The organism is Nitrospirota bacterium (assembly GCA_016214855.1).
Lineage (GTDB): Bacteria > Nitrospirota > Thermodesulfovibrionia > Thermodesulfovibrionales > UBA6898 > UBA6898.
Genome location: JACRMT010000012.1, coordinates 173,556 through 189,697, shown reverse-complemented (window position 1 = coordinate 189,697; position 16,142 = coordinate 173,556). Strand labels below are relative to the sequence as shown.

The window sequence follows — 16,142 nt, the reverse complement described above, 5'->3', positions numbered from 1 at the left end:
CAATCTGCAGTTTTCGAGAAACAGTGGAGAATTACTGCCTCAAGGAGGATAGATATGGCAGAACATAAGAAAGTCCTGGTGATCGGCGGAGGCTTTAGCGGCCTGACAGCAGCAGTTGAGACTGCTGAGGCCGGTTTCGAGGTCATTATCGTAGAGAAGTCCCCGTTCTTTGGCGGAAAGGTCACGCAGCTGAACAAATACTTTCCAAAGCTCTGCCCTCCGAACTGCGGCCTTGAAATGAATTATAAGAGGATCAAGAACAGCGGTGACATTACCTTTTATACGCTTGCTGAGGTCGAGAAGATCTCAGGCCAGGAAGGCAACTATGATGTTACGATCAAGCTGAGCCCGCGGTTTGTTAACGACAAATGTGTCGGATGCAATGCCTGCGCTGAGGCCTGCCCGGTAGAAATGTCCAATGATTTTAACTTTGGTCTGAATCAGACAAAGGCAGCTTACATAACGCATAATCAGGCATTCCCGTTCCTTTATGCCATTGATGGCAAGAATTGCAAAGGGTCATCATGCGGCAAATGCGCCGAGGCCTGCAAGTATGATGCAATAGACCTGGCTATGAAGCCCCAGACCCTCAATGTAAATGTCGGCTCCATAGTAATGGCTACCGGCTGGGATATCTATGATATCTCCAAGCTCGACAACCTCGGCGGAGGCAAGGTGGCAAACGTCATATCGAACATGCAGATGGAGAGGCTTGCATCACCGAATGGCCCGACGGGCGGAAAGATCCTCCGGCCTTCAGATAACAAGCCGGCCAAGAACATAGCTTTTGTGCAGTGTGCAGGCTCGCGGGACGAGAACCATCTGCCGTATTGTTCCTATATCTGTTGCATGGCATCCATGAAACAGGCAACCTACCTCAGGGAGCAATATAAGGATTCCAAGGCCAGCATCTTCTACATTGACCTGAGAACGCCGGGAAGATACGAGCAGTTCTACTGGAAGGTGAAGGAGGATCCGAATGTCTCTTTTACAAAAGGAAAGGTTGCGAGAATCACAGAAGATCCTGAGACAAAGGATGTGATCGTCGAGGCTGAGGATATCATGGCGGGTAAAAAGATAAAAGTAAAGTTCGATATGGTTGTGCTTGCAGCAGGCATGGTCCCCTCGACCAAGACGGCAAAGATACCGGGTGACATCTCATACACGCCTGATGGTTTTGTTGCAGCAGCTTCGCTGAAAAGGGGCATATACGCGGTCGGGACTCTCAAAAGTCCTGTTGACGTTGCCCGGTCAGTGCAGGATGCAACAGGAGTTGCTATCAAAAGCATTCAGAGCGCAAGGAGGTAGGATTATATAATGGAAAAGAAATTCGGCGTTTATATCTGTAAAGGCTGCGGCATTGGAGAGGCTATTAATGTGGATGACCTGAAAAAGGCCACAGCCGGCGGCGCGAAGGTTGCTGCTGATGCGATCAAAGACCACGAGATACTCTGCAGCCCGGCCGGTCTTGAAATGATAAAGAATGACATCAAGGAAGGGACGAACTGCGTTGTGGTTGGTGCCTGCTCCCCCCGCGTAAAGTTCGAGGAGTTCGACTTCCCCGGCACGATCACAGAACGGGTGAATCTCAGAGAGTTTATTGCCTGGACCATGGAACCGCAGAACGAAGACACGCAGGCGGTTGCCGAAGACTACATGAAGATGGGCGTTATCAAGGTGCAGAAGGGCGATATGCCGACGCCGAACATTCTTGAGGACCTGAGCAATACGATCATGGTCGTCGGTGGCGGCATTACCGGTATCACCTCGGCACTTGAGGCTGCCAATGCCGGATACAAGGTCATTCTCGTAGAAAAAGAGGCAGAGCTCGGAGGCTGGTCAGCAAAGCTTTACAAGGAAACGCCGCGAGTCTATCCCTATGAAAAACTTGATGAGCCGAGGATCTTCGACAAGATCAGGGAAGTGGAAGCACACCCTGACGTTACGATATATAAGTCAACAATAGTGGAAAACACGGACGGCCAGCCCGGCCTCTTTGATGTGACGTTGAACACGAACGGTACCAGCCAGACGATCAAGGTCGGCGCATTTGTCATGGCAGCAGGCTGGAAGCCGTATGATGCGACAAAGCTTGGACATCTGGGATACGGCCATCCGAACGTTATCACCAACGTACAGATGGAAGAGATTGCAAAGAAAGGCAAGATTGTCAGGCCTTCTGACGGCAAAGAGGCCAAGAACGTAGCTTTTATTCAGTGTGCGGGGTCCCGGGATGCAAACCATCTGCCCTACTGTTCCTCCTTCTGCTGCGGCACGTCTCTCAAGCAGGCAAAATATGTACGGGAAAAGAGCAGCGATGCTGTTGCCATGATCTTCTATAAGGATATCAGAACCCCTGGCCAGACCGAGCTCTTCTATAAGAATATGCAGAATGACCCCGGTGTGCTCCTGACCAAAGGCGATGTCACGGCAATCACAGATGCCGGAAACGGCAACCTCTATGTTGAGGCAGAGAATACGCTCCTTGGCGAAAAAATAAAGGTTGAGGCTGACCTCGTCGTGCTGGCAACCGGTATTGTGCCTGCAACCAGGGCCACCCAGGAATATTTTGACGGACTTACTGAAGCAGGCAAGAAGGGTGATGATGCAAAAAAAGCTTTTCTTGAGGAAACGCCGAAGCCTGATTCGATATTGAACCTTAACTATCGCCAGGGCCCGGAAATTCCGACACTTGAAGGAGCCTATGGTTTTGCAGATTCAAACTTCATCTGCTTCCAGTATGAGACCAGAAGAACAGGTATCTATACTGCGGGATGTGTTAAGCAGCCGATGACCATGTCAGACGCTGCTGATGATGCTGCAGGCGCTGCGCTTAAGGCAATCCAGTGCGTTGAGCATGTGGCAAAAGGCATGGCTGTTCACCCAAGGGCATGGGATACTACGTATCCTGATCCCATGCTGATAAAGTGTACGGCATGCAAGCGGTGCACTGAAGAGTGTCCTTTTGGCGCCATTGACGAGGATGAAAAGGGTATTCCGTTCTACAGGCTCAACCGCTGCAGGCGCTGCGGTACCTGCATGGGAGCCTGCCCTGAAAGGATCGTATCCTTCAAGGACTTTAGCGTTGATATTGTCGGATCCATGATAAAAGGTATCGATGTCCCTGATGAAGGGTACCGGGTCATTGTTCTGGCATGTGAGAACGATGCGTACCCCGCGCTCGACAGCGCAGCCATAAAGAAGATGAAGCTCCATCCGGCCGTGAGGATCGTCCCGGTCAGGTGTCTGGGTTCCACAAACCTTGTCTGGGTAACAGACGCCCTTTCAAAAGGCATTGACGGCATGATCCTTCTTGGCTGTAAATACGGCGAGAACTATCAGTGCCATTTCGTCAAAGGCAGCGAACTTGCAAATTATCGCTTCAGCAAACTCCAGGAGACGCTCAGCAAACTGCAGCTTGAGGCAGACCGGTGCCAGCTCATGCAGGTGTCGATTTCCGACTATGATAAACTGCCTGCAATGATCGATGATTTTATGAAGAGGATCGACGAAGTAGGCCCTAATCCGTTCAAGGGCTTCTAAAAGACAGAGACTACAGGTTAAGGTTAAGGCTGAGAAAAACTCGACCTCGACCTAAGCCTCAACCTAACGTATTTACAGGAGGAAGAAATATATGGCAGAGCAGATCATTAAACCTGATGTCAATTTCATAAACGATATCATTGCCGCAGGCGGTGAGTCAGTAAAAAAGTGCTTCCAGTGCGCAACCTGCTCCGTAGTATGCAATGTTACTCCGGAAGATAATCCATTTCCCAGAAAAGAGATGATCCATGCGCAGTGGGGGCTTAAGGACCGCCTCATCAGCAACCCCGACGTCTGGCTCTGCCACCAGTGCAGCGACTGCACTGCGTACTGCCCGAGAGGTGCGAAACCCGGCGAAGTATTAGGCGCGATCAGAAAGCTGAGCATAGAGCATTATGCCACGCCGGGTTTCCTTGCAAAAGCTGTCGGCAGTCCAAAGGCACTGCTCGGTCTCCTCGCTGTTCCGGTCATTATCTTTATTGCAGCGATCATGATACAGGGAAACTCCTTCTTTCCTGAAGGCGAGATCGTGTATGCCGAGAAATTTATGAAGGTGCCGTACATTGATGTTATTTTCAGTGCAGCAGCGCTTTTCGCCGCCTTTGGATTCTTCATGGGAGTGACAAGATACTGGAAGGATCTCACAAAAAATATCGAGGTGAGTTCAAACCCCTGGCAGAAAAAGGTGAAGGGCCCGATGATCGCCATGATCCTTGAAACGGTATTTGAATTCATGACCCATAAACGGTTTGAAAAATGCGATGTGACGAATGACAGATCAAAGACCCACATGTTCGTATTCTTCGGTTTTGTCGGTCTGGCCATAACAACGACCTGGGCGATCGCCTATCTGTACGGTCATGAGTTTTTCCATATCCAGAGAACGTTCTGGCTGAACTTTGGTGAATCACCCTACCCGCTGTATGACCCGATGAAGATTGTCGGCAACGTAAGTGCCGTGCTTCTGCTTGCAGGCATCCTTCAGGTGATTACCAACAGGCGGAAGAACGCGGAAAAAGCCGGTTCAGGCAGCTATTATGACTGGCTCTTTATCAGCGTGATAACGTCCATTGTCGTGACCGGTATTTTGTCTGAAGTCCTGAGACTGGTGCACGTCCGCATGGTCGCTTATCCGGTCTATTTTATCCACCTTGTTTCGGTCTTCTTCCTTTTTGCGTATGCGCCTTTTTCAAAGATGGCTCATATGGTATACAGGACAACTGCCCTGGTATTTGCAAAATATTCGGGCAGAGAGGTTAAATAGACTTAAACGTCCAAACGAAAGGGCAGGTAAAGCGCTATGATGGTAAAGCAGATTTTAGGGCCGATTAATTCGAACATCATCTCGATTGACAGGGACAAGTCGGTCGCAGATGCGATCTACCAGATGGTGGAGAACGAGGTAGGAGCGCTGATCGTTGTTGATAACGAAAAGCCGGTCGGGATGTTTACAGAAAGAGATGTGCTGAAGTCCTGGACCAGAAAGGGAAATATCCTTTTCAAGGACATAAAGGTGAGCGAGGTCATGACCACGAACCTCATCATCTGCGAGATCGAAGACGATCTCTGTTATGTAACAACTATTATGATCAAAAACAGGATCAGGCATCTGCCCATTGTCGAAAATACGAAGATCGTTGCCATGCTGTCCATCAGAGATGTGGTAAAGGCCCAGGTATCGGATCTCAGGGCAGAGAACCATTATCTAAAAGACTATATATCTGACAAATACCCTGGATAAATTTTACTAATAAGATTTTCTTGCTTTTTCATAAATATTTATAATTTGCATTATTCGCTTGGATTGTAAATACTAACACGATTTTCGAAACACCAGATACTAAACCCCAAATCAAAGGAGGAGTTTTAATGAGTTCGACTATTTTATTTGCTTTAGGTTGCGGCGTATTAGGCGTTATATACGCAGTCATGACCGCAATGTGGGTCTCAAAGCAGGACGCAGGGAATGCCAAGATGCAGGAAATTTCAAACGCCGTGAAAGAGGGTGCATATGCCTTTCTTGCACGCGAATATAAAACGGTTGCCATGGTTGCTGTTGTTCTCGTTATTGCTATTGCCGCCATACCGCAGCTCGGCATGTGGGCAGCGATCGGTTTCATAATTGGAACGGTCGGCTCTGCATTTGCGGGCTTTGTCGGCATGTGGGTCACGGTCCGTGCAAACGTCCGCACTACAGCGGCTGCCAGCAAGGGCCTTCAGGCTGCACTGGGCCTTGCCTTCAAGGGCGGCTCGGTTACCGGCGTTATGGTTGTTGGTACAGGTATCATAGGACTTGCGGGCTTTTATTTCATTGCAAAGCAGGCTGCTCCTGAACAGGCCTTCCATGCATTGATCGGCCTTGGCTTCGGCTGCTCGCTTATGAGCGTGTTTGCCCGTATTGCAGGCGGTATCTATACAAAGGCTGCTGACGTTGGCGCTGACCTTGTCGGAAAAGTCGAGGCAGGAATCCCTGAAGATGATCCCCGGAACCCTGCAGTTATCGCAGACAACGTTGGTGACAACGTTGGCGACTGTGCAGGCATGGCTGCCGACCTTTATGAAACCTACACGGTTACTCTTGTGGCCGCAATGCTTCTTGCCAAGACTGTCTTTGGCGCCGAAAGCCCATGGGTTGAATTCCCGATGATGTTGGGCGGAATATCGATTATTGCTTCCATTATCGGCACATTTGCAGTAAGGCTCGGCAAGAGCAACTACATTATGGGTGCTCTTTACAAGGGGCTGGCTGTTGCAGGTATTCTTGCTGCAATAACCTTCTATATAGTTACTGGTGAATTTCTGAAGGGTGTTGATGCTGTTTCAATGGCCGCACATCCGTCTTTTACCCAGATGAACGTCTTTCTTATGTCGCTGATCGGCCTTGCACTGACAGGACTGATCGTTGTCATAACTGAGTATTTCACTGCCAAAGAGTATGCCCCTGTTAAGCACATTGCACAGGCAAGCCTGACCGGTCATGGCACGAACGTCATCGCAGGTCTTGCGGTCAGCATGAAGTCAACCGCAGCCCCAGTTCTGGTTATCGTTGCTTCCATCCTTGGTGCATATCACTTGGGCGGAGGATTTGCAGCCAACCCTGATATGACCGGCGGTCTCTTCGCTATTGCCCTTTCAGCGGTTTCGATGCTTTCGATGACCGGTATTGTTGTTGCCATCGACTCATACGGTCCGATCACGGATAATGCGGGCGGCATCGCAGAGATGTCTGGACTGCCTGAAGAGATCCGTAATATAACCGATCCGCTTGACGCAGTCGGCAACACTACAAAGGCTGTTACCAAGGGTTATGCTATCGGCTCGGCAGGACTTGCTGCACTTGTTCTCTTTGCTGAATACTCACGGTCTTTCTCTTCTCCCGTTCTCTTTGACCTGTCGAACCCGATGGTTCTGGCCGGTCTTTTCATCGGCGGTCTTCTTCCCTATTATTACGGCTCACTGCTTATGGAAGCGGTCGGCAAGGCAGCAGGCAGCATTGTTGATGAAGTCAGGAGACAGTTCAGGGAGATACCGGGCATTATGGAATACAAGGCAAAGCCTGAATATGGCAAGTGCGTTGATATCGTTACCCAGTCAGCCATCAAGCAGATGATGGTTCCTGCACTAATCCCGGTTGTAGCGCCTATCGCAGTTGGACTGCTTCTTGGTAAAGAGGCACTCGGCGGCGTTCTTATCGGCAGCATCCTGACCGGACTGTTCCAGGCCATTGCCATGACAAGCGGCGGCGGTGCATGGGACAATGCCAAGAAGGCCTTTGAAGACGGCGTCACTGACTCCAAGGGTGTCGTCCACAAGAAGGGCAGCGATGGTCACAAGGCCTCTGTTACCGGTGACACGGTCGGAGATCCTTACAAGGATACTGCAGGACCTGCGATCAACCCGATGATCAAGGTTATCAACATCGTAGCGCTTCTGATCGTACCGATGCTGTAATAGCAGTTTAGAACAATATCAAAAGAGGCCGGTCCTTGAAATCAAGGATCGGCCTCTTTTTTTGCAGAAAAAGAACGGTTAGAGAGACAGTGCCTGCCTCAACCAGTCCCTGATCTCATCCGTGATTGCACACATGCCATTTACAGGGGGCAGCAAAGGCTTGTCAACCGCCCTGCGGACCATTTCGGCAGGGACCTCAGCGACATGTCCGACCGTTGTGGTTATGTCCGTCCTGCCGATCTTAAGCAGCATGACGCTGGGTGGCTCTGTCTCGGTCTCTATGTAGAATATATAACCCGAAATCTCCTTGAGCTTTTCGAGGTCTTCAGGGCGGGACTGGAACCTCGGCTCCATCATCATCTGCGGGGTCACGTCCAATTTAATCTCAGAGAGGATGTCGGGCCGTACCTTTAGTGCATCAAGACAGAGTACGTCATAAATGTTCATATCATCAAGTTCATTTCCGGTCATACGGCAATCTCCTCATATGCATCCTATTTTAAGGCTTTCAATATGTGCTATAAGCATCTGCAATATAGTATAATAGCATCATCTCGCATTCAGTGGATACAAAGCGGCGCGAACATAGCATACATTTTTCCCTCTACCTTTGTTTTGCCGGCAATATAATTTCATTGATGCATAATAACAATCAAGGGAGTATCCATGGCAAACAACGACAGTTCCAGTAATACTGATAATAGTGCGGTTAACGAGATCAAGCGTGAGATTGAGGGCCGGATCGAAAAAAGCGTCATTGTGCCGGAATATCTGACCGGTGAATCAAAAATAAGGTTTCGTTGCTATCCTGGCATCGGATGTTTTACCAAATGCTGCAGCGGGATAAAGATATTCCTGTCTCCCTATGATATCTACAGACTGAAAAAACGGCTCGGGATGACGTACGACGAGTTTCTCCTCACCCATACGCATCAGACAGTGATCGACAGGTCTCAACTCCCTGTTGCGATCATGAGGCTGAAGGACGACGAAAACAGGTCATGTCCCTTTGTGACAGCAGAGGGCTGCACGGTTTATGAGGACCGTCCTCTTACCTGCCGTTATTATCCGATAGGCATGGGGATAATGAAGCACTTCGATAAGAATACAGGCACCAATTTTTTCATAAAGATCAGGGAAGATCATTGCCTCGGACATAACGAAGACAAGGAATGGACGATCGACGAATGGCGGGCTGACCAGGGTTCTGATGTTTACGACGCGGTAAATGATGACTGGATGGAGATCGTTCTGAAGGCAAAGACCCTCGGCATGGTAGAGTTCAGCCAGAAGTCTCTGGACCTGTTTTTCATGGTAAGCACCAACCTTGATGCCTTCAGGAAATTTGTTTTTGAAAGCAGGTTCCTCGATGCCTACGAAATAGAGCCTGAAGTGATAGAAAAGTTGAAGCAGGATGAACTGGAACTGCTGAAATTCTCTCTCTCATGGCTCAGATTCACCCTTTATGGGGAAGGTGACTTCAAGGTGCGGGAAGACGCCAGGAAGAAGGCCAAAGAGAAAGTGCTTGCTGAAAGAGAAAAGCAGATGAAAGAACAGGCTGCACAGGCTCAACCGGAAAAACAATAGCCTTTTCAGTGTACTGAGCAGGAGATGCAGGGGTCATAGGCCCTGACGAGCATCTGGGCCAGCAGTTCAATATCCCGGTCCTTCCTCCCTTTTTTTGCATAATGCTCCGCAAGTTCCTGAAGATCGTGCTGAATGTTCGCATGATTCTGGCTGGTAGGGATGACGCAGTCGCAATTGATAATATGCCCTGTGTCATCGAATTCGTAGCTGTGATAGAGGATCCCTCTTGGGACCTCAACAGCGCCAACGCCAATACCTGCCCTTGCCGCGACAGGCTGTCTCGGCTCCGAGAATTCCGAATCAAGAAGCTCATCGATCATATCGATCGATTCCGCAGCTACATGAACGGCCTCAACAAGCTGGGCCATATTGTTCATGTACGGATTGTGGTTCACAGGCTGGAGCCCGAAACTGAGCGAGATCTCTCTCGCCCATTCGTGAAGAAGCTCGAAGTTATTGTTCAGTCGCGCCAGTGCCCCCACGGCAAAGGATTTGCGGGACAGTCGCGACCACTTTGATGTTGACTGTTCTACAATGTATTCATTGGTCATCTCACGATAGTCCTGCTCCCTTTTCTGGACACCGTCGGTCGAAACAAGGTCGCCGCCGATAAAGGGGTACTGCCCGCTACCCTTGAGCGACACAAACTCCGTCTCTCGTATAAAATCCGGCAGGGTGAACGACCTGAAGAGGTCAGCTGTCTTTACCAGATCATCCATCACTTCTTTCAGGCGGTCCCTGTGGCCGCGGAGTTCATCCTTTGTCGGCAGCAGGGTGAACCCTCCGACGATCGTCCTGGTAGGATGCATGCGGCGTCCGCCGATACAGTCACAGATATCGTTTGCGAGGAGCTTGATCCTTGCCGCCCTTGCCACGATATCAGGTGCTGTCTCAATAAGCGGAAATACGCTTCCCACATTTGCAAAATCAGGCGCTGCGAGAAAATAGAGGTGAAGGATATGGCTCTGAAGGGTTTCCATATGTTTGAGCAGCAGCCGCAATTTTCGCGTCTGCTCTGTCGGCTCTATGCCAAAGGCATTTTCAACGGCCCGTATGCTCGCAAGCGTGTGGCCTATTGAGCAGATGCCGCAGATCCTTCCGCAGATCCAGGGCGCATTGTCCCACTTCTTGCCGATGAGGAAGGCTTCGAAGAAGCGGGGCGTCTCAACGACCTCCCATCGCGCTTCCTCAAGTTTTCCATCCTGTATGCGTATCGTTATATTCCCGTGCCCCTCGACCCGGGAAAGGTGATGCACATCCACCTTGCAGGTGAGCTTCATGGTTGACCTTTCCTGATCCTATCAACACTGTCTTTGAACCCGCCAAAGCATTCAAGGCGGTCGATCAGGGTTTCCTCAGAGAATCCCTTCTCTGCCATAATCTTCCTCATCTGTTCCATATTGGCTTCATCTGCAGGTCCGCGGCAGCCCCAGCAGCCGGCCCTGCTGTTCGGACACCACGAATCACAGCCAGCCCTGGTGACAGGCCCCAGGCAGGGCTCACCAAGGTCAAAAAGGCAGACATTTTCGTTAGCCTTGCATTCCATGCATACCGGGTACCGCGGATGATGAATCTCCTTGCCGATGACCAGATTCGTCACGATCCTTTCGACTTCTTCTTTTCTGACAGGACAGCCATAGATCCTGAGGTTTATATGCACGAACTCCTCAAGGGGTTGGGCCTTGTCAGTATCGACAGGTGAGTTTCCGTACACCTTACGCTTTACCCAGTCAGGATCAAAACGGTTCTTGAGCTGGTTTATACCCCCAAAACATGCGCAGGACCCAAGCGCAACAAGGACCCTGGCATTCTGCCTGATATTTCTGAGCCTCTCCACCTCATCCTTTCTTGTTATGCTTCCCTCGACAAAGGCAATATCATAGTCGTCGGACTTTTCTGTCATTGCCTCGCGGAAATTGACCACCTGCACCAGGGAAAGGAAATCGAGGAGCGTTGCCTCGTTGTTTAATATCTGGAGCTGGCAGCCTTCGCAGGAAGAGAGCTCGAAGAAGGCGACCCGTGGCTTTGCAACCGGAACGCCAAGAAAATTCTTCTGGTTGTGAGTTGTCCCGGCCATCAGATGGCCTCCTTCATGTTCATGACCGACCAGTAGTCAAAGACAGGGCCCTTAAGGCAGATGTACGTTGAGCCGATATTGCAGCGGCAGCATTTTGCCATGCCGCAGTGCATCCTCCGCTCAAGGGAAACGAACATCTTCTCCATAGGGATACTCCGCTCATTCAGCATGGTGCAGACAAATTTGAACATGACCGGAGGGCCGCAGACAATAGCATAGGTCTTCTGAAAGTAGTCTGCATGCCTATGCATGAAAATATCCTGGAGTACTTTGGTTATCATGCCGACAGGCCCTTTCCAGGCTGGATCGCCTTTTTCGACAATAATATGAAGGTTCACGTCATCAGCACGCCACATATCATACTGATAGGTGAACAGGAGCTGGGAGGGTTCCTTTGTTCCATAAATAATATCAACATTATCGAACAGGTTCCTGTTTTCCTGCACATAGGCTATCGGCGAACGCAGAGGAGCAAGACCGAGGCCTCCGGCTATGAGGAGAATATTTTCTCCATGCATCTGATCCATCGGGAAACCGGTGCCGAAAGGGCCGCGTATGCCAACGTGCGTGCCGCGGTCAAGCCTGAAAAGAAAATTGGTCAGGCTTCCGACCCTGCGTATGCAGAGTTCAAGATCTCCATGCCGTGAGGCAGAGGAGGAGATCGAGAAGGGCGCCTCACCGATACCCGGCAGTTCCAGCATTACGAATTGGCCCGGCTGGAAAACAAACTTCTTTCTGTCTGTCGGGTCGACGATCTGGATCCTGAAGAGATTCTCGATTGCGGTAAGTCTGTGTACTGCAGTGATCTCGGCCTTATAGGTGTTCTCAAAGGCTCCAAGGTCGTTCTCGCGAAAATGCCGCCGCTGCTGACCGGCTGTAATATCCGTGAATTTGATCTGGCTGCTCATATCAGTTTTCCCCGCCCCTGACGCTCGCAATGACTTCCGGGACCGTAATGCCTGCAAGGCAGGATTCTCCGCATCTGCCGCAGCCAACGCAGAGAGATTCCTCATACGCTTCAACAAAACCGCGGTGCTTGTGGTAGTAACGGTATTTGAGCCGTGTGTGACTCTCAGGTCTGAAATTATGTCCGCCGGCAACCTCAGCGAAATCGATCAGATTGCAGGAGTAGAGGGATTTGATCTTTTGCGCCCGTGAGAGATCAAGTGCCACAGACTCATCTACGCCATAGCAGTAGCAGGTCGGGCAGACATTCGCACAGGTGCCGCAGGACAGGCACTGATCGCCCCATTTCTTCCAGACATCTGCCTGGAATTCCATATCCAGAATTTTGGTAAGGTCAGTTGTATCTACATGAGCAGTAAACTTCCTGTTCTTTTCCGATGCGGCCTTCATATAGCGGGCATGATCGCTTTCTGTAGGCTCCGCATTAGTGATCTGCCGGAGAAAATTGTATGCAGTATCAGAAAGTATTTCGACAAAGTAGTGGTCACCAAGGTCTGTCAGGAACATGTCGAATCCATGCAGTGCCGTATCTGAGCCCATGGAGCGGCAGAAACAATATGGCTGGGGTATGCAGTCAATACCCACGATGAACATGTTCTTCCGTTTTGCCGCATAATACGGCATGGGATAGTGGCTCCCGAGCAGAACTTTGTCGAGCTTGTTCAGGGCATTTATGTCACAGGCATGCATACCGAAGACAATGAAGGGGCTGCCGATATTGAATCCGATCTTCTTCTCCCAGTCTTTCCCTTTGATCCGGAAGTCAGCCATAACTTCTCTAAAAGGCATAAAGAACTTCTTTGCAGGTATTTTTGTTGTGGTGTAATCCAGATGAATATTGATGAAATCACCTATCTCTTCAAAGGCATATATGGGGTTGCCGTCTTTGTCAGCCCCTTTCCTGACCGGTCCGATAACCCGATTCCCCCTGGACAGCAGATCATACAGCTTTTTCAGGTCTTCATGTTTCAGAATTCTAAAAAGCATTGCCTTCCCTCGCGATAGTCAAGCTACAGGTACATCCTATAATGAAATCCTATTTTTAACAACGTTCAAAGTGAATAAACTAATTGATATATTGATAAATGATACAAAAAGGTATAAACGGAAACGGGATTTGCTATAATGATTGCATATTATCTTCAGAATGAGGTTTTTTTATTCAAGGAGGAGGGCATGAAAAAGGTAGCACTGGTCATAGCATTGTTAGTGCTGTTTGCAGCGATAGCAGGTGCTGCTGTCTCAAATGATGACAAGGATTTCAGGGCAGGGCTCAAGTCGTACAATACAAGGAATTTTAGAGCTGCGGTCCAGTATTTCAAGGAGTACATCAATAAGAAACCTGACCCTACTGCATATTACCTGATCGGCTATTCCCTGTATGAACTGGGCAAGTTCAGCGAGGCTGATGAGTATTTCAGAGATGCATACCTCATCGATCCCGAGTATTCGCTTGAGAAGGTTGGTCTTATAAGAAGGGCCTCAGGTGAAGTTGCGGCTATCAGATCTGCCATAACGAAGAAGTCTGAATCTGCTGTTGAGAAGAGAGAGGCAAAACCGGACCAGACCGTAAAAGTGCCTGAGCCCTCCGCAAAAACACCACTGCCGGCATCATCTGATGCAAAGGAAGGGAAGTCTGGCCTGGCAGCCCCTGCAGAGCAGAAAGCAAAGGCAGCAGAGACTGTTCCAGCCCCGACCACTGCTCAAAAATCAGCTCCCGCACAGTCAGTTCCTCAGCAGGCTGAGCCGCCCAAGTCTCCTCAGGCAGTTCCGACACCGCCGGCACCTGTTGTTCCCATGCCTATGCCAAAGCAGATGCCCGATGCTGCGGGACCAGCTGCCCTTATTGCAATTATTGCCGCCTTTGGCATGATATTGGTTTTTATCGGGCTCGCGGTTTACCTGTATTACAGCCTCTGTCTGTTTCTTATTGCAAAAAAGCTGGATGTGCCGGCTCCCTGGACCGCCTGGATACCGATCGTTCAGGCCTGGACCTTTGTCGTCTCAGCCGGAAAGCCCGGATGGTGGGTCCTTCTGTTCTTGGTTCCTATTGTCAATTTGTTTGTAGGAATATATCTCTGGATGTGCATCACAGAGAACCTGGGCAAGAACAAGTGGCTTGGACTTCTCATTCTTGTTCCGCTTGTAGGCATTTTCTATCCGGGGTGGCTTGCCTTTTCCAAGACGGAAAGTTCGGGCGGGTATACGCCCCCTGAGGAGACCTTGGCAGAATAACTCCTCGAACATGAGCTGCGAAAGGGCCTGCACTTATCATAGTGCAGGCCCTTTTTTTATGGCATCAGCTGCCGCTCCGCGCCTGTTCAGTAGGTGTCAATTGTTTTATATAAGGTAGAATACTGCCATGGGATACCGGGAAATTTCATTGCAACTGCCGACTGATTACCATGAAGACGAACTGAAGGAAGGCATTACGAAACAGCTGGGCATACGGGAATTCTCCTGTCAGATAGAGAACAAGAGCCTTGATGCAAGAAAGAAAGGGAATATCCACTGGCTCGTCAGGGTCGTAGTCTTATCGGACGAAATTGACGGAGGCGCGCCACTTTTTTCCCCGTCATTGGATATCCCATATCAAAAGAGAGGAAAAAATGCCGTCGTTGTCGGCAGCGGTCCTGCCGGGTTCTTTTCAGCGTTTGTTCTGCAGAAGGCAGGCTTTGATACCACGCTTATTGAAAGGGGCGCGGATGTTCATAAACGGACTGAAGGGATCAGGGAGTTTGAGAAGACCGGTGTTTTTGATTCTATCAGCAATTATGCCTTTGGTGAAGGCGGTGCCGGAACATTTTCAGACGGAAAACTCACCTCACGGTCCAAGCATATATCAAAAGAACGGCAGTTCATCTTGGAGAGCTACATCAGCGCCGGAGCCCCGGAAGAAATAGGGTACATGGCACATCCTCATCTGGGGAGCGATAATCTCAGGAAGATCGTCAGGAATCTCAGAGATGCATTCATAGCCATTGGCGGCCGCATGGCATTTGAAACACTCCTTGAAGATCTGAAGATCATAAACGGGAAAGTCACTGAAGCGATCACGTCATCAGGTGCAATGGAGGCTGACTATTTTATTATTGCACCTGGCCATTCTGCGTACGAGACGTACCGGATGCTGATCAGGAAGGGAGTTCAGTTCCGCACAAAGAATTTTGCCCTGGGCAGCAGAGTGGAGCATCCCCAAAGGATCATTAACAAGGCACAGTGGGGCCGTGAAAGCCTGCCGGGTGTAAAGGCTGCCGAATACCGCCTCACTTCCCCCGGAGACAACAGACTTCCGGTGTATACCTTCTGCATGTGCCCCGGCGGCATTGTTGTCCCTGCAGCTGCGTACCATAATACCAACATCGTAAACGGCATGAGCCGATATCAGCGGAACGAAAAGTTTGCGAATGCCGCATGTGTAGCCGGCATTCATCCTGACAGACTGATCGGCAGGGAGGCATCGCCAGAAGAGGCCCTTGATTGGGTGCAAGCCCTTGAAGAGCGTTTTCACCAATATTCAAACGGCTTTGCAGCCCCGTTCTGCAGCATACAGAATTTTATTGATCAGAAGGAGCAGACCGATATCGTGGAATCAAGTTATCCGCTTGGATTAAAGCCCGCAGCGCTATGGGATCTCCTGCCTGCTGAGATAAGCAGCGCTATCAGGGAAGGGCTTAGGGATTTCAGCAATAAAATAAAGGGATTTGAAACAGGTATGATCATGGGGCTTGAAAGCAAGACTTCGGCCCCAATTCAGGTCTTGCGGGAAAAAGAGCGGTACTGCGCCGGTATTGAAAATCTCTATCTGGCAGGCGAAGGCAGCGGATGCTCCGGAGGCATTATATCAAGCGGAGCTGACGGAATTAGGGCTGCCCTGCATATTGTGGAGAGTAATTCTCAAGGTGGATAGTCTGTAGAAGTTTAGTCTATCGGGAATGAAAAATGACCAACAGTAGGCGCTTTAGGCGCCAGATGCGACCCGCTTTGGCCTCTTAATTTCGACCATTTTTTATTAACA

General features: G+C 49.9%; 13 protein-coding genes. 8 read left to right on the top strand and 5 right to left on the bottom strand.

From position 1 onward, the window contains the following. Positions 1 to 54: 54 nt before the first annotated feature. The 5 genes from HZB62_11210 to HZB62_11190 all read left to right on the top strand — a co-directional run bounded on the left by HZB62_11210 (position 55) and on the right by HZB62_11190 (position 7,494). Entirely contained in the window at positions 55 to 1,308 is a 1,254-nt protein-coding gene (locus tag HZB62_11210; GenBank protein ID MBI5075716.1) for a CoB--CoM heterodisulfide reductase iron-sulfur subunit A family protein, read from the top strand. A 9-nt stretch (positions 1,309 to 1,317) separates the two neighbouring features. Beyond that, the gene (locus HZB62_11205; protein ID MBI5075715.1) at positions 1,318 to 3,543 is read left to right on the top strand and encodes an FAD-dependent oxidoreductase; all 2,226 of its coding nucleotides are present in this window, start codon (positions 1,318 to 1,320) and stop codon (positions 3,541 to 3,543) included. A gap of 91 nt (positions 3,544 to 3,634) precedes the next feature. Further along, on the top strand, positions 3,635 to 4,807 hold the full coding sequence (gene qmoC, locus HZB62_11200) for a quinone-interacting membrane-bound oxidoreductase complex subunit QmoC (protein MBI5075714.1): 1,173 nt from the start codon (positions 3,635 to 3,637) through the stop codon (positions 4,805 to 4,807). Positions 4,808 to 4,843: 36 nt separating this feature from the next. Next, positions 4,844 to 5,284: a CBS domain-containing protein gene (locus tag HZB62_11195; protein ID MBI5075713.1), complete on the top strand. Its 441-nt coding sequence runs from the start codon at positions 4,844 to 4,846 to the stop codon at positions 5,282 to 5,284. Positions 5,285 to 5,412: 128 nt separating this feature from the next. Further along, positions 5,413 to 7,494: a sodium-translocating pyrophosphatase gene (locus HZB62_11190; GenBank protein ID MBI5075712.1), complete on the top strand. Its 2,082-nt coding sequence runs from the start codon at positions 5,413 to 5,415 to the stop codon at positions 7,492 to 7,494. Between the two features lie 78 nt (positions 7,495 to 7,572). Here HZB62_11190 and HZB62_11185 read toward each other — a convergent pair whose 3' ends face one another. Next, positions 7,573 to 7,965, bottom strand: coding sequence for a hypothetical protein (locus HZB62_11185; GenBank protein ID MBI5075711.1), 393 nt, complete (start codon positions 7,963 to 7,965; stop codon positions 7,573 to 7,575). Between the two features lie 195 nt (positions 7,966 to 8,160). Between HZB62_11185 and HZB62_11180 the strand changes: the two genes are divergently transcribed. Next, positions 8,161 to 9,081, top strand: coding sequence for a YkgJ family cysteine cluster protein (locus tag HZB62_11180; protein ID MBI5075710.1), 921 nt, complete (start codon positions 8,161 to 8,163; stop codon positions 9,079 to 9,081). A 5-nt stretch (positions 9,082 to 9,086) separates the two neighbouring features. On the opposite strand, the gene HZB62_11175 is transcribed toward HZB62_11180, so the two are convergent. Genes HZB62_11175 through HZB62_11160 form a run of 4 tightly spaced genes read right to left on the bottom strand, consistent with a single transcriptional unit; the run spans position 9,087 to position 13,111 of the window. Further along, entirely contained in the window at positions 9,087 to 10,361 is a 1,275-nt protein-coding gene (locus HZB62_11175; GenBank protein ID MBI5075709.1) for a Ni/Fe hydrogenase subunit alpha, read from the bottom strand. Continuing rightward, positions 10,358 to 11,158 carry an NADH:ubiquinone oxidoreductase gene (locus HZB62_11170; GenBank protein MBI5075708.1) on the bottom strand — a complete coding sequence of 267 codons (801 nt, stop codon included), beginning with the start codon at positions 11,156 to 11,158 and terminating at the stop codon, positions 10,358 to 10,360. Before HZB62_11170 ends, HZB62_11175 begins: the two co-directional genes overlap by 4 nt. Beyond that, entirely contained in the window at positions 11,158 to 12,066 is a 909-nt protein-coding gene (locus HZB62_11165; GenBank protein MBI5075707.1) for an FAD/NAD(P)-binding protein, read from the bottom strand. The genes HZB62_11170 and HZB62_11165 overlap by 1 nt, the downstream gene beginning before the upstream one ends. 1 nt (position 12,067) lies before the next feature. Then, positions 12,068 to 13,111, bottom strand: coding sequence for a 4Fe-4S dicluster domain-containing protein (locus HZB62_11160; protein ID MBI5075706.1), 1,044 nt, complete (start codon positions 13,109 to 13,111; stop codon positions 12,068 to 12,070). 189 nt (positions 13,112 to 13,300) lie between these two features. Here HZB62_11160 and HZB62_11155 point away from each other — a divergent pair, with 189 nt between their 5' ends. Further along, entirely contained in the window at positions 13,301 to 14,359 is a 1,059-nt protein-coding gene (locus HZB62_11155; protein ID MBI5075705.1) for a tetratricopeptide repeat protein, read from the top strand. Between the two features lie 127 nt (positions 14,360 to 14,486). After that, the gene (locus HZB62_11150) at positions 14,487 to 16,034 is read left to right on the top strand and encodes an FAD-dependent monooxygenase (protein MBI5075704.1); all 1,548 of its coding nucleotides are present in this window, start codon (positions 14,487 to 14,489) and stop codon (positions 16,032 to 16,034) included. The last annotated feature ends 108 nt before the right edge of the window (positions 16,035 to 16,142 follow it).